Source organism: Pseudomonas sp. Eth.TT006, from assembly GCF_054456575.1.
The window spans coordinates 662,454-684,702 of sequence record NZ_JBTJEN010000001.1 but is presented as its reverse complement, the minus strand read 5'-3'; the positions used below and the strand labels follow the sequence as shown (position 1 = coordinate 684,702).

General features: G+C 61.4%; 18 protein-coding genes. 4 read left to right on the top strand and 14 right to left on the bottom strand.

The window, feature by feature from the left end:
- Positions 1–134 precede the first annotated feature (134 nt).
- The 4 genes from creD to rloA2 form a co-directional block, all read right to left on the bottom strand.
- Positions 135–1,505 carry a cell envelope integrity protein CreD gene (creD, locus tag ACXR0M_RS03180; protein WP_458829818.1) on the bottom strand — a complete coding sequence of 457 codons (1,371 nt, stop codon included), beginning with the start codon at positions 1,503–1,505 and terminating at the stop codon, positions 135–137.
- 165 nt (positions 1,506–1,670) lie between these two features.
- Complete coding sequence (creC, locus tag ACXR0M_RS03175) at positions 1,671–3,089, bottom strand: two-component system sensor histidine kinase CreC (protein WP_458829816.1); 1,419 nt, start codon at positions 3,087–3,089, stop codon at positions 1,671–1,673.
- Positions 3,089–3,769: a two-component system response regulator CreB gene (creB, locus tag ACXR0M_RS03170; RefSeq protein ID WP_458829814.1), complete on the bottom strand. Its 681-nt coding sequence runs from the start codon at positions 3,767–3,769 to the stop codon at positions 3,089–3,091. Before creB ends, creC begins: the two co-directional genes overlap by 1 nt.
- Positions 3,770–3,844: 75 nt before the next feature.
- Positions 3,845–4,348, bottom strand: coding sequence for a retropepsin-like aspartic peptidase RloA2 (gene rloA2 / locus ACXR0M_RS03165; protein WP_458829812.1), 504 nt, complete (start codon positions 4,346–4,348; stop codon positions 3,845–3,847).
- Positions 4,349–4,655: 307 nt separating this feature from the next.
- Here rloA2 and ACXR0M_RS03160 point away from each other — a divergent pair, with 307 nt between their 5' ends.
- Positions 4,656–5,543 (top strand): acyltransferase, encoded by an 888-nt coding sequence (locus ACXR0M_RS03160; protein WP_458829810.1) that lies wholly within the window; start codon positions 4,656–4,658, stop codon positions 5,541–5,543.
- Between the two features lies 1 nt (position 5,544).
- Here the strand turns inward: ACXR0M_RS03160 and ACXR0M_RS03155 are convergent, their stop codons facing one another.
- The 9 genes from ACXR0M_RS03155 to ACXR0M_RS03115 form a co-directional block, all read right to left on the bottom strand.
- A complete protein-coding gene (locus tag ACXR0M_RS03155) occupies positions 5,545–6,102 on the bottom strand; it encodes a DUF2780 domain-containing protein (protein ID WP_458829808.1) in 558 nt (185 codons plus the stop codon).
- A 276-nt stretch (positions 6,103–6,378) separates the two neighbouring features.
- On the bottom strand, positions 6,379–7,578 hold the full coding sequence (fdhA, locus tag ACXR0M_RS03150) for a formaldehyde dehydrogenase, glutathione-independent (RefSeq protein ID WP_186622719.1): 1,200 nt from the start codon (positions 7,576–7,578) through the stop codon (positions 6,379–6,381).
- A gap of 205 nt (positions 7,579–7,783) precedes the next feature.
- On the bottom strand, positions 7,784–8,641 hold the full coding sequence (gene purU, locus ACXR0M_RS03145) for a formyltetrahydrofolate deformylase (RefSeq protein ID WP_093097610.1): 858 nt from the start codon (positions 8,639–8,641) through the stop codon (positions 7,784–7,786).
- Between the two features lie 222 nt (positions 8,642–8,863).
- The gene (locus ACXR0M_RS03140) at positions 8,864–9,496 is read right to left on the bottom strand and encodes a sarcosine oxidase subunit gamma (RefSeq protein WP_458829805.1); all 633 of its coding nucleotides are present in this window, start codon (positions 9,494–9,496) and stop codon (positions 8,864–8,866) included.
- A gap of 123 nt (positions 9,497–9,619) precedes the next feature.
- Positions 9,620–12,637 (bottom strand): sarcosine oxidase subunit alpha, encoded by a 3,018-nt coding sequence (locus ACXR0M_RS03135; RefSeq protein WP_458829803.1) that lies wholly within the window; start codon positions 12,635–12,637, stop codon positions 9,620–9,622.
- Positions 12,634–12,963, bottom strand: a complete 330-nt coding sequence (locus tag ACXR0M_RS03130) for a sarcosine oxidase subunit delta (protein WP_458829801.1) — start codon at positions 12,961–12,963, stop codon at positions 12,634–12,636. Before ACXR0M_RS03130 ends, ACXR0M_RS03135 begins: the two co-directional genes overlap by 4 nt.
- A gap of 14 nt (positions 12,964–12,977) precedes the next feature.
- Positions 12,978–14,228: a sarcosine oxidase subunit beta gene (locus ACXR0M_RS03125; protein ID WP_003206307.1), complete on the bottom strand. Its 1,251-nt coding sequence runs from the start codon at positions 14,226–14,228 to the stop codon at positions 12,978–12,980.
- A 20-nt stretch (positions 14,229–14,248) separates the two neighbouring features.
- Positions 14,249–15,502 (bottom strand): serine hydroxymethyltransferase, encoded by a 1,254-nt coding sequence (gene glyA / locus ACXR0M_RS03120; RefSeq protein ID WP_108225128.1) that lies wholly within the window; start codon positions 15,500–15,502, stop codon positions 14,249–14,251.
- Between the two features lie 285 nt (positions 15,503–15,787).
- Positions 15,788–16,498 carry a TraX family protein gene (locus ACXR0M_RS03115; RefSeq protein WP_458829798.1) on the bottom strand — a complete coding sequence of 237 codons (711 nt, stop codon included), beginning with the start codon at positions 16,496–16,498 and terminating at the stop codon, positions 15,788–15,790.
- A gap of 127 nt (positions 16,499–16,625) precedes the next feature.
- Between ACXR0M_RS03115 and ACXR0M_RS03110 the strand changes: the two genes are divergently transcribed.
- Both ACXR0M_RS03110 and ACXR0M_RS03105 read left to right on the top strand, forming a co-directional pair.
- Positions 16,626–17,666 carry a threonine aldolase family protein gene (locus tag ACXR0M_RS03110; protein WP_458829796.1) on the top strand — a complete coding sequence of 347 codons (1,041 nt, stop codon included), beginning with the start codon at positions 16,626–16,628 and terminating at the stop codon, positions 17,664–17,666.
- Between the two features lie 179 nt (positions 17,667–17,845).
- A complete protein-coding gene (locus ACXR0M_RS03105; protein WP_458829794.1) occupies positions 17,846–18,670 on the top strand; it encodes an SDR family oxidoreductase in 825 nt (274 codons plus the stop codon).
- Between the two features lie 120 nt (positions 18,671–18,790).
- On the opposite strand, the gene gbcB is transcribed toward ACXR0M_RS03105, so the two are convergent.
- Positions 18,791–19,891 carry a glycine-betaine demethylase subunit GbcB gene (gbcB, locus tag ACXR0M_RS03100; RefSeq protein WP_458829792.1) on the bottom strand — a complete coding sequence of 367 codons (1,101 nt, stop codon included), beginning with the start codon at positions 19,889–19,891 and terminating at the stop codon, positions 18,791–18,793.
- A 284-nt stretch (positions 19,892–20,175) separates the two neighbouring features.
- Between gbcB and gbcA the strand changes: the two genes are divergently transcribed.
- The gene (gene gbcA / locus ACXR0M_RS03095; protein ID WP_458829790.1) at positions 20,176–21,471 is read left to right on the top strand and encodes a glycine-betaine demethylase subunit GbcA; all 1,296 of its coding nucleotides are present in this window, start codon (positions 20,176–20,178) and stop codon (positions 21,469–21,471) included.
- The last annotated feature ends 778 nt before the right edge of the window (positions 21,472–22,249 follow it).

Here is a 22,249-nt window from a genome sequence, read left to right as displayed (position 1 = left end):
TGGCTCAACACAAATCCCGTGGGAGCTGGCTTGCCAGCGATGGCACCAGCTCGATTCCACTGGCAGCAACGCCATAATCCGTGTCACCAGCCCATCCTTCCAGCGCTGATCCTCGCGCAGTCCCAACAACCCACTCATTGCATCGCCCCCACATCAAACTCCAACGGCCTGGCCGGCTTCTGCCCGATTCCGTACCAGTCGAGTTTGCGCGTCAGCACCATAAACACCCCGAGCAAGCCGAACAGCAGCAGAGAGCCCATCAGCAGCGCGTAATCCTCAGCGTTCAACAACCCGTACAACAAGCCATACAACGCAGCCAATCCCACAGAAAAACTCAAACCATGGCGCACGCTGTGCAGCACGTGGCAGACATAAAACCCGATCAACAATACACAGCCACTGGCCGACAACAGATACGCCAGGGCAAAGCCGATGTGCTCCGACAACGACAGCAACAACAGATAGAAGAACGCCAGCGCCACCCCCACCAGCGCGTATTGCACCGGATGCACCGCGAGGCTCTTGAGCACTTCGAACAGGAAGAAACCGGCGAACGTCAGGACAATGAACAGCAGCGCATATTTGATCGCCCGATCGCTCTTCAGATACTGATCCACCGGGTCGATGAAACTCACCCCGAAGCTGCGCCCGTTGAACGCCTCGCAGTCATTGCCCATCACGCAGCGGCTCATGGCTTCCTGCAGGTTGGTGGAGAAAAACGAGGTCTGCCAATCGGCGCTGAAACCCTGATCACCGATCTCGCGTTTGCCCGGCAGGAAGTTGCCGATGAAGCTCGGGTGCGGCCAGTTCGCCGTCAGGCTGACATGGCTGGTCTTGCCCACCGGCAGCACCTGCAGCGAACCGGTGCCTTGCAGGCGTAGATCAAAACCGAAGGCCAGCTCCGTGGCTTTGCTGGCATCCAGCGCCGGCAGCGTGACCCGCACCCCTTCGCCGAGCCAGCCGACTTGCGTGCCGGGCACGAAGTCCAGACGCTGGCCGTCGAGTTCCAGTTTCAGCGCGTTTTCGATGCCGCGAATGTCGCTGATGCCCACCGCCAGAAACGGCGCATCAAACTGGTAATCGGCAAAATCCTCCTGGATGCCCAACTGCGTCGGCAACGAGAAATGCCCGGTGATGCGATTGTCGGCATGGAACAAGCGGGCCTCGTAGATACCGCGATTGCGCAGTTCGGTTTGTACCTGTCCGTCGAGCTCAAAGCGCTCCGGCAAAAAGTACAGACGACCGCGTTCTTCGCCGAGTTCTTCATAACGCTGATTGGTTTTCTCATTGGTCTTCCAGGTGCGCACTACCTTGCGATACGGCACCACCATCACCGGTCCGCTCAGTTGCTGGCTGTAGCTGGAGCTGCGAGCGATGTCTTCAAGCACGCCGTCGCGCAGTTGCTGACGGTCGTCGATGATGCCGTCGATCATCAGCAACGGAATCAGCAACAGCAGAATCAGCAGGGCAATCGCCCCGAGCTTTATGGTCAGATTTTTGTTCATGGGGACTCTCCCTGTTTGGATGGGGCAGAGTCTGGTGGTGATGTATGAGGGGAATGTGGGGCGAATATGGAGATTGTGTGGAAAAAGATCAAAAGATCGCAGCCTTCGGCAGCTCCTACAGAGATCGGTGTAGGAGCTGCCGCAGGCTGCGATCTTTTGACTTGATCAAGGCAGGCGCAAAATCACTTCCACACCGTTTTCGACATTGCGAATCTGCATCAACCCACCATGCAACGTCACCACTTCCTCGACGAAGTTGAGTCCAAGCCCGGTGCTCTTGCGCCCACTGTCCGGCCGCGGCAGCGAATAAAACCGCTCGCTCAAACGCGGCAACGCGTACTCGGGAATCGGCTCGGCCTGGTTGAACAGGCGCAGCTCGACCTGCTCCCCGACGCGCTCGGCACTGAAGCGCAGCACGCCGGCAACCGGGGTGAAGTCCAGCGCGTTATCCAGCAGGTTGCCCAGCGCCTGACGCAGCAGAAACGGTTCGCCGATCAGCAGCAGATCCGCCGCAATCGCCTGCTCGACCTTGAGCTGACGACCTTCGATCCGCGCCGCCTGCGCGCGTAACAACTCTTCAACCAGCGCCGCCAGCGGCACCGCCACTCGTTCTTCCAGCCCCTGGCGCTGCTCGACCTGCGCCAGGTTCAGCAAGCGCTCGATCAACTGCTGCATCCGTGCGCTTTCACTGTCGATGTTGCTGACAAAACGCAGGCGCTGCACCGGCGGCATATCACCTTGCAGCAACTCCGCGGCACCGCGAATCGCCGCCAGCGGACTTTTCAATTCATGGGTCAGGGTGTGTACATAACGCTCGACGTAAGCCTTGCCCTCCAGCTGGGTGCGCATCTGCTCCACCGCCGTGGCCAACTGTTCCAGTTCGCCGCCGCGATAATGCGGCACTTCGACCCGGCGGCCTTCGCTCACTGCTTGCGCATAACCGGTCAAACGGTGCAACGCACGGCTCAGCCACCACGACAACAGGGCGCCGAACAACAAGCCCAGACCGATCAGCCCGGCGCCGTAAAACAGCAAGCGCCGCTCGGTACGATCGACGTAAGGCTGCAAGGAGCTGTTGGGTTTGGCCACGGTGACCACGCCGATGATCCGCCCGTTATCACGGATCGGCGCGCCGACGTGCATCACCGACGACCCCGGATCGTTCGGATCGCTGCGGGTCGAGCGCGCACCGTATTCGCCGCGCAGGGTCAGGTAGACGTCATTCCAGCGCGAATAATCCTGACCGACCGCCACCCCGCTCGAGTCCAGTACCACCATGCCTTTGGCGTCGGTGACATAGATGCGATGGTTGACGTGGTTTTTTGGCAATCCCCAGATCGTCGCCTGCGGCTGACGCTCGCCGTAGGCACGCAGCAACTCGGGCCAGCGGTTTGCGCTGAGGGTCCCGGCCTTGAAATCATCACGGAGAATTTCCGCCATCAGGTTGGCGGTGTCGACCAGGGTTTCTTCGGTGGACTGACGCACACCGGGGCGGATTTCTTCCATCACGGTGTTGAGCACGAAGTAACCGGTCAGGCCAATAAACAGCACATACACCAGAAAGATCCGCAGCCCCAGCGACATCAGCTGTGCCCCGGGCTGTAGCTGTAACCGAGGCCGCGATGGGTCTGGATCGGCTCGGCATCGGCGTGCACCAGGCGCAATTTGGCGCGCACGCTTTTGATATGGCTGTCGATGCTGCGCTCGTAACCGGCATCGGCGGCAACCCCCAGCGCATCGAGCAATTGCTCGCGGCTGAATACCCGCTGCGGTTGCTCGAGCAGACACTGCAGCAAACGGAATTCGTGGCGGGTCAGGCTCAGTGGCTGGCCGCGGTAGGTGATCAGCACGCGCTCGGGATCGACGCGGAACAGCACCGAAGAGATTTCGCCCACAGGACGCGGTGCCATGCGTTTGAGGATCGCCCGGACCCGTGCCGCGACTTCCCGCGGGCTGAACGGTTTGACCACGTAATCGTCGGCACCGATCTCCAGCCCCACCACTCGGTCGATCTCGGCGTCCCGGGCGCTGAGAAACAGCACCGGCACTTCACTGAAGCGTCGCAGCTGTTTGCAGGTTTCGAAACCGCTGATGTCCGGCAGGCCGATATCGAGAATGATCAGATCGGCCGGGGTCTGGCGCTGATGCTCCAGCGCCGCCGCGCCGAGGCTCAGCCACGTGGTGGTGAACCCCTCGCCCTGCAGGGCAAAAATCAGCGTATCGGCAATCGCCGCTTCGTCTTCGACAATCAGGATATGAGGCATGGCGTCCGAGCCCATGGGTTAAGTGCGCGAACGGTGCCCCAAGCCCGACGTTACGTCAATCAGACCACTTGGTTCTTAGCAGTCCGGCTTGTCAGCCGTGAAGCGCCGCGCCGGGTTCACCGCGGCGCCGAACTCGCGCAGGGCCTTGGCGCCGATCAGCAGCGGGTAGTTGAAGTTGCTGCGGTCGGTCAGGTTGACCTCGACGGTGCGCTTGACGTTGCCCAGGCACAGCTCAAGATCGACCACCGGACGCTTGGCGACTTCGCTGCTGTCGCCCTCGTCCTCTTCATCCGAGCGCGTCTTGATCTTGCTGATCCGCGCGATCTTGTGTTCGTAGACCTTGTTGCTGGCGTCCTTGGTGCCGAGGCGGAAACGCACCCAGTTTTCGCCGTCGCGGGTGAAGGTCTCGATGTCCTTGGCCGACAGCGAAGCGGTCAGCGCGCCGGTGTCCATCTTGGCCTTGAGCACCTCGCCGCCAATTTCCGGCAGCGCGATGTATTCATAACGCCCGTACAGGGTCGGCTCGGCGGCCATGACCGGCAGGGCGACGAGGGCAAACAGTGCAAGGAGGGATTTCACGTAGAGGGCTTCCTTGAGAAATGAGGGCGTCAGACGCGAGATTTTAGACAGCCGGCCAGCAATTGGTTCGCCTTGAGTACGCCTTCGCGAGCAAGCCCGCTCCCACATTGGTTCTACTGCGTACATGCTGTCTTCAGCACACCACTCATCCCCTGTGGGAGCGGGCTTGCTCGCGAAGGGGCCAGACTGCCAACACAATAATTGGCTCCAGCATAGCTGCCCAAAGGTGAAACATTTGTCACCCCCGATTTGGCCTGTCGCCCGAAGCCACCTATCATGACGCCCATCCAATTTCATAGAGTTGCTTATGCGCCGCCTGCTCACCGGCTGTTTCGTCACCCTGCTGCTGTTGCTCAACACCCTGATCCTGATCGGGCCATTGCTGGTCTTTGCCCTGCTCAAGCTGATCGCGCCCGGGCGCTGGCGTGATTACGCGTCGTGGGCGGTGATGTGGATCGCCGAGACCTGGGCCGAGATCGACAAGCTGATCTTTCGCCTGTGCATTCCCACCCAGTGGGACATTCGCGGTGGCGCCGAGCTGCGCGGTGACACCTCGTATCTGGTGATCAGCAACCACCAGTCGTGGGTCGATATTCCGGCGCTGATCCAGACCCTCAACCGGCGCACGCCGTTCTTCAAGTTCTTCCTCAAGAAAGAGCTGATCTGGGTGCCGTTTCTCGGCCTGGCGTGGTGGGCGCTGGATTACCCGTTCATGAAGCGCTACAGCAAGGCGTTTCTGGCCAAACACCCGGAACTGGCGGGCAAGGATCTGGAGATCACCAAACAGGCCTGCGAGCTGTTCAAGCGCCAGCCGGTGACGGTGGTGAATTATCTGGAAGGTACGCGCTATACCGCGGCGAAAAGCGCGCAGCAGCAGTCACCGTTCAAGCACCTGCTCAAACCCAAGGCCGGCGGCGTGGCGTTTGTGCTGGCGGCGATGGGCGAACAACTGGATGCGCTGCTTGATGTGACTGTGGTCTATCCGCAGCCGAGGATTCCGGGGTTCTGGGATCTGATCAGCGGCAACGTGCCGCGCGTGATTGTCGACATCCAGACCCGCGAACTCGACCCGGCACTGTCGCAGGGCGATTACGAAAACGATCCGCTGTTTCGCCAGCAGGTCCAGAACTGGGTCAACCAGCTCTGGACCGAGAAAGACCAGCGCATCGCCGAACTGCGCGGCAAGCGCGGCTGAATCAGCTACCGGTGCCGGCGCCCCAGATGCTGCCCAGGCTTTGCAGAATCGGGCCGCCGACGCCCTGATCACCCAGGTACTTGAGCAGCACCGGGGCAAACTGGCCGACCATGCCGCTGTCCATGCCTAAGGCACCGAAGGCGTTGTTCAGGTCATTGGTATCCTTGACGTTGCCCAGGGCATTTTCCAGCCCGGCCGACTTACCCGACGAGCCGAGCAAACCGCTCAACGCCGCCAGGTTGCCGCCACCGCCCGACAACTTGTCGATGCCCGGCACTTCTTTGGCCAACTGCGAATAATCGGTGCTGCTCAACTGGTTCTTGGCCAGCCCCAGCATCGCGCTGGTGCCACCGACGGCCTGCTGCGGCGTCACACCCAGACCGGTGATAGCCTGCAGCAGCCCGGCGGTTTCCGACGTCGGCGCCGCAGCAGTCGCAGCGTTGCCGCCCTGCATGCTCGAAGCGGCTCTGGTCACGTCATCCAGACTGAAGCCGGCAAACACCGGGCTCGCGGCAAGGGTCATCAGTGAAGCCAGGGCAATACCGCGTGAAATCTTCATTCAGACATCCTCTTGCGCTGTGGTCACCGCCCGTGGAGTGGGCGGCAAAACTGCCGGTTTGACCGGGTATCCGCCGGCATGTTCCTTGTTGGTGGGGCCATTTTCAGGGGAGCTGCGTCTATAAAATGTGAAACCGTGGATAGCCGGGTGAAAGACAGATAGCAAAAAAGCAAAAGATCGCAGCCTTCGGCAGCTCCTACAGGGATTAGTGTAGGAGCTGCCGCAGGCTGCGATCTTTTGATCTAAAAAAGGCGACCCGAAAGTCGCCTTTTTCAATTACGCCGCACTGAACAACTTGTGCGGATCGATCACAAACTTCTTCGGCACGCCGGCATCGAACTCGCCGTAACCTTCCGGCGCCTGATCAAGGCTGATCACCTGCACGCCCACCACTTCGGCGATGTTGATGCGGTCCCACATGATCGCTTGCATCAGCTGGCGGTTGTACTTCATCACCGGGGTCTGGCCGGTGTGGAAGCTGTGCGACTTGGCCCAGCCGAGGCCGAAGCGGATGCTCAGGCTACCCATTTTCGCGGCGGCGTCCACGGCACCTGGGTCTTCGGTGACGTACAGGCCCGGGATACCGATCTTGCCGGCGACACGCACCACGCCCATCAGCGAGTTGAGTACGGTGGCCGGGGCTTCGGCTTTGACCCCGTCATGCCCGTGACCACGGGCTTCGAAGCCCACGCAGTCAACCGCGCAATCGACTTCCGGCTCGCCCAGCAGTGCGGCGATCTGTTCGTGCAGCGGCGTGTCCTTGGACAGGTCGACCACTTCGAAACCCTGAGCCTTGGCGTGCGCCAGGCGGATGGTGTTGACGTCGCCGACGATCACCACCGCCGCGCCGAGCAGACGCGCCGAAGCGGCAGCAGCCAGACCGACCGGGCCGGCGCCGGCAATGTAAACAGTGCTGCCCGGGCCAACGCCGGCGGTAACCGCACCGTGGTAACCGGTGGGCAGGATGTCGGAGAGGCAGGTCAGGTCGCGGATTTTCTCCATGGCCTTGTCGCGGTCCGGCAGTTTCAGCAGGTTGAAGTCAGCGTAAGGCACCAGCACGTACTCGGCCTGACCGCCGGTCCAGTCGCCCATGTCGACGTAACCGTAAGCACCGCCGGCACGGGCCGGGTTGACGGTCAGGCAGACGCCGGTGTGTTGCTCCTTGCAGGAACGGCAGCGCCCGCAAGCCACGTTGAACGGTACGGAGACCAGGTCACCGATTTTCAGGTTCTCGACGTCGGAACCCTTTTCGATCACTTCGCCGGTGATTTCATGGCCCAGCACCAGACCGGTCTGCGCCGTGGTCCGACCGCGCACCATGTGCTGGTCGGAGCCGCAGATATTGGTGGACACCACTTTGAGAATGACCCCGTGCTCGATCTTGCGACCGCGCGGGTCCTGCATTTTCGGATAGTCGATTTTCTGCACTTCGACCTTGCCAGCGCCGAGATACACCACACCACGATTGCCAGACATGCTTTCACCTCGCTGTTGTTTTTATGGAACCGCGTTGCCCAGGCAGGCAGCGCGTTGAGTGCTCGGGTACAGATGCTGATTGTTGTGTTGCCTGTTATGGCCTCTTCGCGAGCAAGCCCGCTCCCACAGGGGATTTGCGTTAAAACAAAGATCTCTGTCACACCTGAGATCAAACTGTGGGAGCGGGCTTGCTCGCGAAAGCGATCTAAAGAACGACGGTGCGATTGGCGTTGAGAAACACCCTGCGCTCAATGTGATAACCCACCGCCCGCGCCAGGGTCAGGCCTTCAATATCGCGCCCCTTGGCAATCAGATCCTCAGGGTAATGACTGTGATCCACCGCCTCGACGCCCTGGGCGATGATCGGCCCCTCGTCGAGATCGTTGTTGATGTAATGCGCCGTCGCGCCGACCAGTTTCACCCCCTTGTTGTAAGCCTGGTGATACGGCTTTGCGCCCTTGAACCCCGGCAGCAGCGAGTGGTGAATGTTGATCGCCTTGCCATCGAGCTTGCGGCACAGCTCCGGTGACAGCACCTGCATGTAGCGGGCGAGGATCACCAGTTCGGCGCCGGACTCTTCGATCACCTGCCACACCTGACGCTCTTGCGCCGGCTTGTCGTTGGGATCGAGGGGGAAGTGGTAGTAGGGAATCTGGTGCCAGTCGGCCAGCGGCTTGAGGTCCGGATGGTTGGAGACCACCGCCGCGACGTCCATCGACAACTGGCCGATGCGCTGACGGTAGAGCAAGTCGTTAAGGCAGTGATCGGCCTTGGAGACCATGATCACCACTTTCGGCCGGTAGTTCGGCGCGGTCAGCTCGAAGACCATGCCGAACGCCTGCCCGCGCTCGGCGAGGCCGGTGCGGAAGGATTGTTCGTCGAAGCCGTCGGGCTGACGGAATTCCACACGAATGAAGAAGCGGCCCGAGAGCCGGTCATCGAACGAGTGGTGCTCGGTGACGTAGCAACCCTGCTCGAACAGAAAACGCGTCACCGCGTCCACAGTGCCAAGTACGCTGGGGCAGTCGGCGGTCAGAATCCATGTGTCTGGGGCGCGGCTCATGGGGCGGTGACTCCTGTTCTTTGTGCGGGGTGTCAGGGGATTTTTCCCCTCACCCTAGCCCTCTCCCGGAGGGAGAGGGGACTGACCGAGGTGTTGTTTCGAACTACGCCGACCTGAAATTGCGAATGTGAATGCAGATCACAAAAACACCCGAAATCGGCTCCCTTTCCCCCTCTCCCCCCTGGGGGAGAGGGCTGGGGTGAGGGGGTGGCTTTTGCTCTTTCAGGCCTGAACGCTAAGCCCGTACTCAGCCGACGCATCCTGCAGCCACAACCACCAGTAATCCGAGAAGCTGCGGCGGATCAGCAGTTCCCAGGTGTCTTCGGCGGTGTGGCGAATCATCAGTTGCGACTTGGCGAACACCGTGCCGACCGCTTTGCCCACCGGGAAATTGTTCGGGTGCACGTCGTAGCTGGTGGACTTCATCAGCACCTGACGCACGTTCGACCCGCTCAGTTCGAGCACTTGCTGGCCACCGCTGACGTTGACGATCGCGATGTGCAGATCGCCCAGCGCTTCGCGCAGTTTCTGCTCGGCGGCGAACTCTTCACCGCTGGGCACGATCAGCAGCCACTCATCCGGGCCCATCCATTGCAGGCTGGTTTCGCCTTTGACGATCACGCTCAGCGCGCCGGGCAATTCGATGCCCAGGGCCTTGTGCACGCCAGCGGCAAACGCCGCGTCGTGGCCATCGCCACGAATCGTCAGGTGGCCGAGGAGTTTTTTCTCACGCACGATCACGCCGGCGTTCTTGCGACCCTTGCCGACCAGGCTGGCGAGGTCGGCATGGTGCAGCGACGACTCGGCCTTTGCCCCGGTGGTTGGGCGTTGTTGGTACACGTTGGCTGTGGTCATAAAGCACCTTTGCTGAATTCTGTGATGAATCTACTGACGCCTTCGCGAGCAAGCCCGCTCCCACATCTGGAATGCATTCCCCTGTGGGAGCGGGCTTGCTCGCGAAGGCCGCGACTCGGTCTGTCAGATGTTCTGCCGATCACCCTTCGGATCGAAGAACACCGAAGAAACAATCTCCGCCTCGATCACGCTGCCATCGGCCAGCGGTGCGAACACCCGCTCACCCATGCGCTTCAGGCCGCCCTTGACCACGCCCATGGCAAACGAATAGCCAAGGGAGTTGTGCGCGTAACTGGAGGTCACGTGGCCGACCATGGTCATCGGGATCGCCTGCTTGGTGTTGAACACCAGTTGCGCGCCTTCCGGCAGCCAGACGTTCGGGTCGATAGGCTTGAGGCCCACCAGTTGCTTGCGCTGATCTTTCACGCAGTCTTCACGGCTCATGCCGCGCTGGCCGATCCACGAGAACGGCTTGGTGCGACCGACACACCAGCCCATGTTCAGGTCGTCCGGGGTCATCGAGCCGTCAGTGTCCTGACCGACGATGATGAAGCCCTTCTCGGCGCGCAGTACGTGCATGGTTTCCGTGCCGTACGGGGTCAGGTGGTACTGCTTGCCAGCCTCGACGATTTTCTCCAGCACGCCCATCGCGTAGTCGGCCTGGACGTTGACTTCGTACGACAGCTCACCGGTGAACGAGATGCGGAACACCCGCGCCGGCACGCCGCCGACCAGACCTTCTTTCCAGGTCATGAACGGGAACGCTTCGTTGCTCAGATCGATGTCAGTCACGGCGCTGAGCAGCTTGCGGCTGTTCGGCCCGGACAGAGTCATGGTCGCCCAGTGGTCGGTGACGGAGGTGAAGTACACCTTCATGTCCGGCCATTCGGTCTGGTGGTACAGCTCCAGCCATTGCAGTACACGCGCCGCGCCGCCGGTGGTGGTGGTCATGACGAAATGGTTGTCGGCCAGACACGCCGTCACCCCGTCGTCGAAGACCATGCCGTCTTCTTTGCACATCAGGCCGTAACGAGCCTTGCCCACGTCGAGTTTGGTCCAGGCGTTGGTGTACACGCGGTTGAGGAACTCGCGGGCATCCGGGCCTTGAATGTCGATCTTGCCCAGGGTCGAGGCGTCGAGCAGGCCGACGCTGTCGCGCACGGCTTTGCATTCGCGCTTCACCGCGGCGTGCATGTCCTCGCCGTTTTTCGGGAAGTACCACGGACGTTTCCACTGACCGACGTCTTCAAACTCGGCGCCGTTCTTCACATGCCAGGCATGCAGCGCGGTGTAGCGCACCGGTTCGAAGATGTGCCCACAGTGACGGCCCGCGACCGCGCCGAAGGTGACCGGCGTGTAGTTGGGACGGAACATCGTGGTGCCCATCTGCGGGATGGTCACGTTCAGCGAGCGGGCGGCAATCGCCAGGCCGTTGACGTTGCCGAGCTTGCCCTGATCGGTGCCGAAGCCCAGCGCGGTGTAGCGTTTGACGTGCTCGACCGACTCGAAACCTTCGCGGGTCGCCAGTTCGATGGCGGCGGCGGTGACGTCGTTCTGCAGGTCGACGAATTGCTTCGGTGCCCGCGCAGTGCCTTTCTCATGCGGCACCTGGAACAGCGCCAGAGTCGCTTCTTCGAGACGGCTCAGAGCCTTGGGCAACGTGCCTTCGACCACACCGAAACCGGCTTCACTGGCCGCGCGCACGCCGCCTTCGAAACCATCGGCCAGCGAATCACCGAGACCGTAAACGCCGTTGATGCCACCCACGCACACACGCTTCTGCGGGGCTTCGCCCGGGACGAAACCGAGGATGTCTTCGCGCCAGATCGGCTTGCCGCCGAGGTGCGAGGCCAGGTGCACCACCGGGCTGTAGCCGCCGGAACTGGCGATCACGTCGCAGTCGAGCCATTCGCCCGGACTGGTCACGGCGTGCGCCTTGACATCGATCGCGGCGACGCGGGCAGCGGTCACGCGCTTGCTGCCACGGGCTTCGATCACGGCGCTGCCGGTGAGGATGCGGATGCCTTTGGCGCGCGCCTCTTCTACCAGCGCACCCCGCGGATTGCTGCGGGCATCGGCGATGGCCACCACTTGCAGGCTGGCGTCGAGCCAGTCCAGAGCAACGCGATAGGCGTGATCGTTGTTGGTCGAGAGCACCAGTTTTTTGCCCGGTGCCACGCCGTACCGGCGCACGTACGTCGAGACGGCACCGGCGAGCATGTTGCCCGGCACGTCGTTGTTGCCGTAGACCAGCGGACGCTCATGCGCACCGGTCGCCAGTACCACACGCTTGGCGCGAACCCGGTGGATGCGCTGGCGTACCTGGCCAATCGGCGCACGGTCACCGAGGTGATCGGTAAGGCGTTCGTGAATGGTCAGGAAGTTGTGGTCGTGGTAACCGTTGACCGTGGCGCGCGGCAACAGCAGCACGTCCGGGGTGTCCTTCAATTCGGCAATGACGCTGGCGACCCATTCCATCGCCGGCTTGCCGTCGAGGCTTTCGCGGGAGTCGAGCAGGCTGCCGCCGAACTCTTCCTGCTCATCGGCCAGAATCACCCGGGCACCGCTGCGCGCAGCGGCCAGAGCAGCAGCGAGACCGGCAGGGCCAGCGCCGACGACCAGCACGTCGCAGTGCTGGTTCATGTAGTCGTAGGTGTCCGGATCGACTTCGGTCGGCGAGCGGCCCAGGCCGGCAGCCTTGCGAATGTACTTCTCGTAGGTCATCCAGAACGATTGCGGGTACATGAAGGTTTTGTAGTAGAAACCCGGCGGCATCAGCTTGCCGCCGACCTTGCCGAGAATCCCCATCATGTCGTTATTGACGCTCGGCCAGCCGTTGGTGCTGGTGGCGACCAGGCCTTGGTACAGCGCCTGTTGCGTGGCGCGCACGTTGGGAATCTGCGTGGCTTCGGTGGCGCCGATCTGCAGCACCGCGTTCGGCTCTTCGGCACCGGCGGCGAAGATCCCGCGAGGACGCGAATACTTGAAGCTGCGGCCGATGATGTCGACGCCGTTGGCGATCAGTGCCGAGGCCAGCGAGTCGCCCTCGAAGCCTTTGTAGCTCTGACCGTTGAAGGTGAAGCTCAGCACTTTGTTGCGGTCGATCCGTCCACCGTTGGACAGGCGATTGGTCTGGCTCATACCTTCTCTCCCAGCGCCGTCGTGGCTGTTTTCGCCGAATCAGCCTTGTCGGTGAATTGCGGCTTGCTGCCGATCTTGTAGGTTTCGAGAATCTCGTAAGTCACGGTGTCGCGAGTGACGTTGAAGTACTGGCGGCAACCGGCAACGTGATCCCACAACTCGTGGTGCAGACCACGCGGGTTGTCGCGGAAGAACATGTAGTCGCCCCACTCTTCATCGGTGCAGGCGGCCGGATCCAGCGGACGCGGAATGTGCGCCTGACCGGATGCATGGAATTCCTCTTCGGAGCGCAGTTCGCCGCAGTGAGGACAGAAGATATGCAACATGGGGATTTCTCCTGTTAGTGGGCGACGGCAGCAGCGCCGTGTTCGTCGATAAGGGCGCCGTTGTGGAAACGGTCGATGGAAAACGGTGCGGCCAACGGGTGCATTTCACCCTTGGCCAGACTCGCGGCAAACACGTTGCCCGAGCCCGGTGTGGCCTTGAAGCCGCCGGTGCCCCAGCCGCAGTTGAAGAACATGTTCGGCACCGGGGTTTTCGAAATGATCGGGCAGGCGTCCGGCGTGGTGTCGACGATGCCGCCCCACTGACGGTTCATGCGTACCCGCGAGAGCACCGGGAACATCTCGACGATGGCCTGGATGGTGTGCTCGATTACCGGGTACGAACCGCGCTGGCCGTAGCCGTTGTAGCCGTCGATACCGGCACCGATCACCAGGTCGCCCTTGTCGGACTGGCTGATGTAACCGTGCACGGCGTTGGACATGATCACGCTGTCGATAATCGGCTTGATCGGCTCGGATACCAGCGCTTGCAGCGGATGCGATTCGATCGGCAGGCGGAAACCGGCGAGCTTGGCCATGTGCCCGGAGTTACCGGCAGTGACCACACCGACGCGCTTGGCGCCGATAAAACCCTTGTTGGTTTCGACGCCGATGCACACGCCGTTTTCCTTGCGGAAACCGATCACTTCGGTCTGCTGGATCAAGTCCACGCCCAAGGCATCAGCGGCACGGGCAAAGCCCCAGGCCACGGCATCGTGACGGGCCACGCCGCCGCGACGCTGGACGGTGGCGCCCATCACCGGGTAGCGGGTGTTTTTCGAGCAGTCGAGGTACGGAATCTCGTCGGCCACTTGCTTGGCGTTGAGCAGTTCGCCGTCGACGCCGTTGAGGCGGTTGGCGCTGACCCGACGCTCGGAATCACGGATGTCCTGCAGGGTGTGGCACAGGTTGTAGACGCCACGCTGGGAGAACATCACGTTGTAGTTCAGGTCCTGCGACAGGCCTTCCCACAGTTTCATCGCGTGCTCGTAAAGGTGCGCCGACTCGTCCCACAGGTAGTTGGAACGGACGATGGTGGTGTTGCGCGCGGTGTTACCGCCGCCCAGCCAGCCCTTCTCGACCACCGCCACGTTGGTGATGCCGTGTTCTTTGGCCAGATAGTAGGCGGTCGCCAGACCGTGCCCGCCACCGCCGACGATGACCACGTCGTAGACCTTCTTCGGCGTTGGCGTGCGCCACATGCGCTGCCAGTTTTCGTGGTGGCTGAGGGAGTGTTTGAAGAGGCCGAAGCCCGAATAGCGTTGCATAGTCAGTTACTCCAGAACACTCAGCGATAAACCGGGAAGTCTGCGCACAGGGCCGAAACCTGCTGGGCGACGTTGGCCTCGACATCGGCATCGCCGAGGTTGTCGAGGATGTCGCAAATCCAGCCAGCCAACACTTCGCACTGGGTCACCTTGAAACCGCGAGTAGTGACGGCCGGGGTGCCGATGCGCAGGCCCGAGGTCACGAACGGCGATTGCGGGTCGTTCGGCACCGCGTTCTTGTTGACGGTGATGTGCGCACGGCCCAGGGCGGCGTCGGCATCTTTGCCGGTCAGGCCCTGACGGATCAGGCTGACCAGGAACAGGTGGTTGTCGGTACCGCCGGACACTACATCGTAGCCACGTTTGATAAACACGCTGGCCATCGCCTGCGCGTTGTCGATCACTTGCTGCTGATAAGCCTTGAAGCCCGGCTCCAGCGCTTCCTTGAAGCACACGGCTTTACCGGCGATGACGTGCATCAGCGGGCCGCCCTGAGCGCCGGGGAACACGGCAGCGTTGAGCTTTTTCTCGATCTCTTCGTTGGACTTGGCCAGGATCAACCCGCCGCGCGGACCGCGCAGGGTCTTGTGGGTGGTGGTGGTGACCACGTCAGCGTACGGCAGCGGGTTCGGGTACAGACCGGCGGCGACCAGACCGGCGACGTGGGCCATGTCGACGAACAGCAGCGCACCGACCTTGTCGGCGATCTGCCGGAAGCGCGGGAAATCCAGAGTCTTGGAGTAGGCGGAGAAACCGGCGACGATCATCTTCGGCTTGCACTCGACGGCCAGGCGCTCGACTTCGTCGTAATCGATCAGCCCGGTGTCGGTGTTGATCCCGTACTGCACGGCGTTGTACAGCTTGCCCGAGGACGAAACCTTGGCGCCGTGGGTCAGGTGACCGCCGTGGGCCAGGCTCATGCCGAGAATGGTGTCGCCCGGCTGGATCAGCGCCAGGTACACGGCACTATTGGCCGAGGAACCGGAGTGCGGCTGGACGTTGGCGTAATCGGCGCCGAACAGTTGCTTGGCGCGCTCGATGGCCAGCGCTTCGACTTTATCCACATGCTCGCAGCCGCCGTAGTAGCGCTTGCCCGGATAACCTTCGGCGTACTTGTTGGTCAGGCCACTGCCTTGCGCTTGCATCACACGCTTGCTGGTGTAGTTCTCCGACGCGATCAGCTCGATGTGATCTTCCTGACGTTGCTCCTCGGCATTCATCGCCGCCAGCAGTGCATCGTCGTAACCCTGGATCTGGTCTTGCTTGCTGAACATCGCGTCTCTCCCAGCGGCTTCTGTGCGCCATTTTGTCTTGGTCAGGCCCGCCGCTTGCGACAGTGCCCTTTGATGCGATGGTATGACCGGCGCAGACAGCTCAAATGCCTACGGACGCCACGCAAAGGTGCGTTTACGACATGGCGGGAAATGGCTTGCCGGACACACTCATTGAATCGGCGCAGATCCCCTGTGGGAGCGGGCTTGCTCGCGAAGACCGAGTGTCATTCACCATCGCCGTTGACTGAACCAACGCTTTCGCGAGCAAGCCCGCTCCCACAGGGGTTATGTGCAGGCCGCGCGGAGGGCGAGTAGCAGGAGGAAATGCGCGGGATAGAGGGCGTAGGCCCAGCGGCGCATCGGCAGTGGATGAACGGAACCGGCGTGTTGCAACAAGAACAGCCCACACAGTGGCGCCAGCAGACAGGCCGCGATGCCGAACACCGCCACGTAGTTACCAAACTGCGCCGCCTCATACAGCACCTGCCACTGATTGCCCGCCAGACACACCAGCCCCGGCAGCAGGCTGAAATACCAGGGGCGGCGAATCACCAGCAGCAGCGCCAGCGGCAACAGCACCCCAAACGCGCCGAACATCAGCCACGGTGAAACCAGCACCGCCAGCAACAAGGCCACGGCGCCCAGCAGTCGCGATAGCAGCGCGCGATCCTGCCAGCCCCGCGCCACCAGCAGCCCCAGCGCCAGAGTGGGCATCACGTTCAAGGTGTCGGGATCAGGAATGTACGCGCGATAGGGAATTTCACTGACGGCGCTGAACAGCAGCAGCCAGCCCAGATAGCGCCATTCGGTCTTTTGCGCACCGACGCGGGCGAGGTTCGCCGCCATTGCCAGACAGAACCACGGGAACGCCAGGCGCCCCGGCACATACAGCCAATCGGCGCTGATCCCGACATATCGCAGGTGATCGAGCAGCATGCTCAGCAGCGCCAGCCACTTGAGCAGATCCAGCGCGCCGTCGCGTGTGCTCACGTGCATAATCGGCCTGCATCCCTGTAATGTTCTGACAGCGACATCCCGTGTGCTCCCCGGATGATCTTCGGTAAAGTGCGCACCATCATTGACCACCGCAGCGCCACAAGCGCCGCGATCACGGAAGCCGGCCATGACCGACAAGAGCCAACAATTCGCCAGCGACAACTACTCCGGTATCTGCCCTGAAGCCTGGGCTGCCATGGAACAGGCCAACCACGGCCACCAGCGCGCTTATGGCGACGATGAGTGGACCGCACGCGCGGCCGATCATTTCCGCCGTCTGTTCGAGACCGACTGCGAAGTGTTCTTCGCCTTCAACGGCACCGCCGCCAACTCGCTGGCGCTGTCGTCGCTGTGCCAGAGTTACCACAGCGTGATCTGCTCGGAAACCGCCCACGTCGAAACCGACGAATGCGGCGCCCCGGAATTCTTTTCCAACGGCTCGAAACTGCTGATCGCCGGTACCGAAAACGGCAAGATCACCCCGCAGTCGATCCGCGAAGTCGCGCTCAAGCGCCAGGACATCCACTACCCGAAACCGCGCGTGGTGACCCTGACCCAGGCCACCGAAGTCGGCAGCGTCTACACCCCGGAAGAAGTCCGCGCCATCAGCGCCACCTGCAAGGAACTGGGCCTGCACCTGCACATGGACGGCGCGCGTTTCTCCAACGCCTGCGCGTTCCTCGGCTGCTCGCCGGCCGACCTGACCTGGAAAGCCGGCGTCGACGTGCTGTGCTTCGGCGGCACCAAGAACGGCATGGCGGTGGGTGAGGCGATCCTGTTCTTCAACCACAAACTGGCCGAAGACTTCGACTACCGCTGCAAGCAGGCCGGGCAACTGGCGTCGAAAATGCGCTTCCTCTCAGCACCGTGGGTCGGCATCCTCGAAAACGACGCCTGGCTCAAATACGCCCGCCACGCCAACCACTGCGCGCAACTGCTGGCGGAGCTGGTCAGCGACATTCCGGGCGTGGAACTGATGTTCCCGGTGCAGGCCAACGGCGTATTCCTGCAACTCTCGGAACCGGCCATCGCCGCGCTGACCGCGAAGAACTGGCGCTTCTACACCTTCATCGGCAAGGGCGGCGCCCGCTTCATGTGCTCGTGGGACACCGAAGAAGAACGCGTACGCGAACTGGCCCGCGACATCCGCGAAGTCATGTCTGCCTGACCTGACTGCACGCTCCCCCCCTGTAGGAGCCGCCGCAGGCTGCGATCTTTTGACGTTGCTCTTTTAAGACAAGATCAAAAGATCGCAGCCTGCGGCAGCTCCTACAGGGATGGCGATGACTCTTGGTCTACATTGTCTGTCGAGCCTCCGCTCACATGACAACAAGCAGGAGCATCGGCATGTCGTTACAAGGCAAAACCCTGTTCATCACCGGCGCCAGTCGTGGCATCGGGCGTGAGATTGCGCTGCGGGCCGCCAGGGACGGGGCCAATATCGTGATTGCGGCCAAGAGCGCCGAAACCCATGCCAAATTGCCCGGCACCATCCACAGCGTCGCCGCAGAAGTCGAAGCGGCCGGCGGCAAAGCGTTGGCGCTGCAAGTGGATGTGCGCGATGAAGAGGCGGTCCGCCGCGCGCTAGCCCAGGCCAACGAACATTTCGGCGGGATTGATGCGCTGGTGAACAACGCCGGGGCGATCAAGCTGACTGGTGTGCAACACATCGAACTCAAGCGCTTCGATCTGATGCATCAGATCAACACCCGCGCGGTGCTGCTGTGCAGCCAGGCCGCCCTGCCCTACCTGAAAAAATCCGCCGGACACATCCTCAACCTCTCACCGCCGCTGAACCTGGCGAGCAAATGGTTCGCCCAGTTCAGCCCCTACACCGTGACCAAATACGGCATGAGCATGCTGACAGTGGGCATGAGCGAGGAATTCGCCAGTTACGGCATCAGCGTCAATTCGCTATGGCCGCAGACGATGATTGCCACCGCGGCGATCGAATTTCAGTTGGGGAGTCGTGAGTCGTTCAAGCACGCCAGGACCCCGGCGATCATGGCAGATGCGGCGCATGTGATTTTGAGCAGCAGTGGGCGGCAGATCACGGGACGGTTGTTGATTGATGAGGAGATTTTGCGCGAGAGCGGTGTGACTGAGTTCAATCACTACCGGTTTGAACCGGACAGCACCGCAACCCTGATGCCCGACCTGTTCATCGATTGAACGCACATCCCCTGTGGGAGCGGGCTTGCTCGCGAAGGCGTCGAATCAGCCAACACCAACGTTGAATGACCCAGCGCTTTCGCGAGCAAGCCCGCTCCCACATTGGAATGGCGTCGGCCATTAGAACTCGATGCGCACGTCGCCCTTCGGCACACTGCAGCACGACAGGATGTACCCCTCGGCCTCATCGTCCTCGGTAATCCCGCCGTTGTGCTCCATCTCCACTTCGCCACCGAGTTTCATCACCTTGCAGGTTCCGCAAATGCCCATGCCGCAGGCTTTCGGGATCATCAGCCCGAGCTTGGCTGCTGCCGCATGCACGGTTTCACCCGGGGCCACGCGAATGCTTTTGCCGGACGCGGTGAACTCGACCTGATGCAGATCCGCCACATCGACTTCCGGCGCCTCGGCGGCCTGTTCGGCTTGCTCCACGGCATCGGCACGGGCTTCCGGCGGCGTGGCGCCGAAAGACTCCTCGTGGTAGCGCGACATGTCGTAGCCGGCCGCTTCGAGCAGGCGCTTGACCGCAGTCATGTACGGCGTCGGACCGCAGCAGAACACTTCGCGCTCGAGGAAGTCCGGCACCATCAGTTCGAGCATCTTGTGATTGAGGTAACCGCGATAGCCGGCCCACGGCTCACCCAGACCGTGCTTCTCGCAGATCAGGTGCAGGCTGAAGTTGTCGATCCGCGACGCCATGTGCTCCAGCTCGCGGTGATAAATGATGTCTTTCGGCGACCGCGCGCTGTGGACAAAGGTCATGTCGACGTTGGCGTTGGTGTCGTAGAACCAGCGCGCCATCGACATGCACGGAGTGATCCCCACGCCGCCACTGAGATACAGCACTTTCGGGCTCGGGAAATCGATGGCGTTGAACAGCCCGACCGGCCCGTGCACCGCCAGTTCCTGGCCTTCATGCAAGGTGTCGTGCAACCAGTTAGAAACCTTGCCGCCCGGTACGCGCTTGATGGTCACCGAGAAGCTGTACGGGACCGATGGCGAACTGGAAATGGTGTACGAACGCATGATCGGCTGGCCTTCGATTTCCAGCTCCAGGGTCACGAACTGCCCCGGCTTGAAGAAGAACAGGATCGGCTGGTCGGCCATGAAGCAGAAGGTGCGCACATCCCAGGTTTCCTGGATGACTTTGACGCAACGGACGATGTGTCGGCCATTGGCCCAGGTCTGGGTGGTGACCGGATTCAGGAAGCTGTTGGACATGCTGTTCTCCACGGCCGACTGTCGGCCTTCATGTGGCGATTCTGCGTATAGCGCAGAGCGCCCGTTTACCTATTCGCGACATCGGCATACTTATCGCGACCAGCCCCCAACCGCCGGGGGTTGCGCGTCGGGAACAGATTGCACCATGTCGCCCATGGATAAGGTTGCGGGCCGCGCCGGCCCCACACTCGCCTCACACCAAGACGATTGCTTTACACCTTGCGTAGCACCCCTGATCAGCCACTTTTCATCGGCCACACAGAATGGCCTCGAGGATCACATCGATGGACGTCACCGCAAAAATCAGCCTGGGCGATCCGCTGGAACCCGCACGCAAGGCCACCGCACAGATGCTGCAGGAGCGCGAGCGCACCTTCTCGCTGCCGCAACCGTTCTACAGCGACGAGCGCCTGTTCGATATCGACATGCAGGAGATCTTCCAGAAAGAGTGGTTGATCGCCGGCATGACCTGCGAGATCCCGGCCAAGGGCAACTACATCACCCTGCAGATCGGCAAGAACCCGATCATCGTCATCCGTGGCGCCGACGGTGTGGTGCACGCCTTCCATAACGTCTGCCGCCACCGCGGTTCGCGCCTGTGCACCAGCGACAAGGGCAAGGTCGCCAAACTGGTCTGCCACTACCACCAGTGGACCTACGAGCTGGACGGGCGTCTGCTGTTCGCCGGCACCGAAATGGGCGCCGACTTCGACATGAAGCAGTACGGCCTGAAACCGGTGAACGTGAAAACCGCTGGCGGCTACATCTTCATCAGCCTGGCGGAGAATCCGCCGGCCATCGATGACTTCCTGTCTACCCTGAACCACTACATGGAACCGTACGACATGGAGAACACCAAGGTGGCGGTGCAAACCACCTTGATGGAGAAGGCCAACTGGAAACTGGTGCTGGAAAACAACCGCGAGTGCTACCACTGCGGCGGCTCGCACCCGGAACTGTTGAAAACCCTGCTGGAATGGGACGACGTTACCGATCCGCGCGCCGATCAGGCGTTCAAGGACCACGTCGCCGCCTCCGCCGCTGCCTGGGAAGCCGAGAAGATCCCTTACGCCCACGCCAGTTTCGGCCTGCGCAACCGTATCGTGCGCATGCCGCTGCTCAAGGGCACCGTGTCGATGACCATGGACGGCAAACAGGGCTGCGCCAAACTGATGGGCCGGATCAAGAACCCCGACCTCGGTTCGATGCGCATCCTGCACCTGCCGCACTCGTGGAACCACTGCATGGGCGACCACATCATCGTTTTCACCGTGTGGCCGATCAGCGCCCAGGAAACCATGGTCACCACCAAATGGCTGGTGCACAAGGACGCGGTCGAAGGCGTGGATTACGACGTCGAGCGCATGCGCCAGGTGTGGGACGCGACCAACGACCAGGACCGCCGTCTGGCCGAAGAGAACCAGCGCGGGATCAACTCCACCGCGTACCAGCCGGGGCCGTACTCCAAGACTTATGAGTTCGGTGTGGTCAACTTCGTGGACTGGTACAGCGAGCGGATGCTGAGCAACCTCGGGGCCGAGCCTGCGCCTTACCTCAAAGGTGTTCCTGTCCAGGGCTAAAAGCCAAAGCAAAGAGCTTCGCGAGCAAGCCCGCTCCCACATTTGGAATGCGTTCCTCCTGTGGGAGCGGGCTTGCTCGCGAAGACGTCCTGAAACTCACCGGTTCTGTGCTCCTGACTGGATAATTTCTGATCAACCTCTCTGCACACCATACCCATCGCGCCTCACAGACTTCCACAAACAAGTTACCCACAGACCCACGCACAACAATTGGGGACAAGTGTGGATGACTGGAAAATATCTTGCTGATTTGTAATGAAAAATCGTGACATTTCGAGAATCCCGGTTTCCAGAAACAATTGATTGTTTTTTGATCAAAGCTTTGTAAGCCACGTCTTACCTGATCTGTAGAGGACCGCAAACACCTTATCCACAGAAACGCCAACAGAGAACGGGGACAAGTTGGACGGTGCTGTGGAAAAGCTCCGCAGCCGTTGAAAATCGGGACGTCCGAGGGAGGTTGGCAAGCCTATGACGGTCATTTGATCATTTCTTGATCAAAACGCTACAAGCCACGTTTTATAAGTCTCGCAGCGTAGAGCGAACATCTTATCCACAGAGGCGCCAACAGAGATTGGGGGCAACTTACGGCGTTATCCCGGAGAAAAACCCATAAAAAACCACGACTTAGTCAGGTTGTTTTTTGATCAGGGCGCTGCAGGGGTTGATTGGCGTGGGCTACAGGCAGGGGCAAACACGTTATCCACAGATCCGCCAACAGGGATTGTGGGTAAACGGAACTCTTTGAAGCGACACGTTCCTGTAGGAGCTGCGGCAC

Excerpts from the sequence above, each read along its gene's own strand:
- gbcA (WP_458829790.1), top strand. The coding sequence starts at position 20,176 with ATGGACGTCACCGCAAAAATCAGCCTGGGCGATCCGCTGGAACCCGCA.
- ACXR0M_RS03130 (WP_458829801.1), bottom strand. The coding sequence starts at position 12,963 with ATGTTGCATATCTTCTGTCCTCACTGCGGCGAACTGCGCTCCGAAGAG.
- ACXR0M_RS03135 (WP_458829803.1), bottom strand. The coding sequence starts at position 12,637 with ATGAGCCAGACCAATCGCCTGTCCAACGGTGGACGGATCGACCGCAAC.
- ACXR0M_RS03115 (WP_458829798.1), bottom strand. The coding sequence starts at position 16,498 with ATGCACGTGAGCACACGCGACGGCGCGCTGGATCTGCTCAAGTGGCTG.
- ACXR0M_RS03155 (WP_458829808.1), bottom strand. The coding sequence starts at position 6,102 with ATGAAGATTTCACGCGGTATTGCCCTGGCTTCACTGATGACCCTTGCC.
- glyA (WP_108225128.1), bottom strand. The coding sequence starts at position 15,502 with ATGTTCAGCAAGCAAGACCAGATCCAGGGTTACGACGATGCACTGCTG.
- ACXR0M_RS03160 (WP_458829810.1), top strand. The coding sequence starts at position 4,656 with ATGCGCCGCCTGCTCACCGGCTGTTTCGTCACCCTGCTGCTGTTGCTC.
- fdhA (WP_186622719.1), bottom strand. The coding sequence starts at position 7,578 with ATGTCTGGCAATCGTGGTGTGGTGTATCTCGGCGCTGGCAAGGTCGAA.
- gbcB (WP_458829792.1), bottom strand. The coding sequence starts at position 19,891 with ATGTCCAACAGCTTCCTGAATCCGGTCACCACCCAGACCTGGGCCAAT.
- creD (WP_458829818.1), bottom strand. The coding sequence starts at position 1,505 with ATGAACAAAAATCTGACCATAAAGCTCGGGGCGATTGCCCTGCTGATT.
- ACXR0M_RS03105 (WP_458829794.1), top strand. The coding sequence starts at position 17,846 with ATGTCGTTACAAGGCAAAACCCTGTTCATCACCGGCGCCAGTCGTGGC.
- ACXR0M_RS03125 (WP_003206307.1), bottom strand. The coding sequence starts at position 14,228 with ATGCAACGCTATTCGGGCTTCGGCCTCTTCAAACACTCCCTCAGCCAC.
- ACXR0M_RS03110 (WP_458829796.1), top strand. The coding sequence starts at position 16,626 with ATGACCGACAAGAGCCAACAATTCGCCAGCGACAACTACTCCGGTATC.
- ACXR0M_RS03140 (WP_458829805.1), bottom strand. The coding sequence starts at position 9,496 with ATGACCACAGCCAACGTGTACCAACAACGCCCAACCACCGGGGCAAAG.
- creB (WP_458829814.1), bottom strand. The coding sequence starts at position 3,769 with ATGCCTCATATCCTGATTGTCGAAGACGAAGCGGCGATTGCCGATACG.
- purU (WP_093097610.1), bottom strand. The coding sequence starts at position 8,641 with ATGAGCCGCGCCCCAGACACATGGATTCTGACCGCCGACTGCCCCAGC.
- creC (WP_458829816.1), bottom strand. The coding sequence starts at position 3,089 with ATGTCGCTGGGGCTGCGGATCTTTCTGGTGTATGTGCTGTTTATTGGC.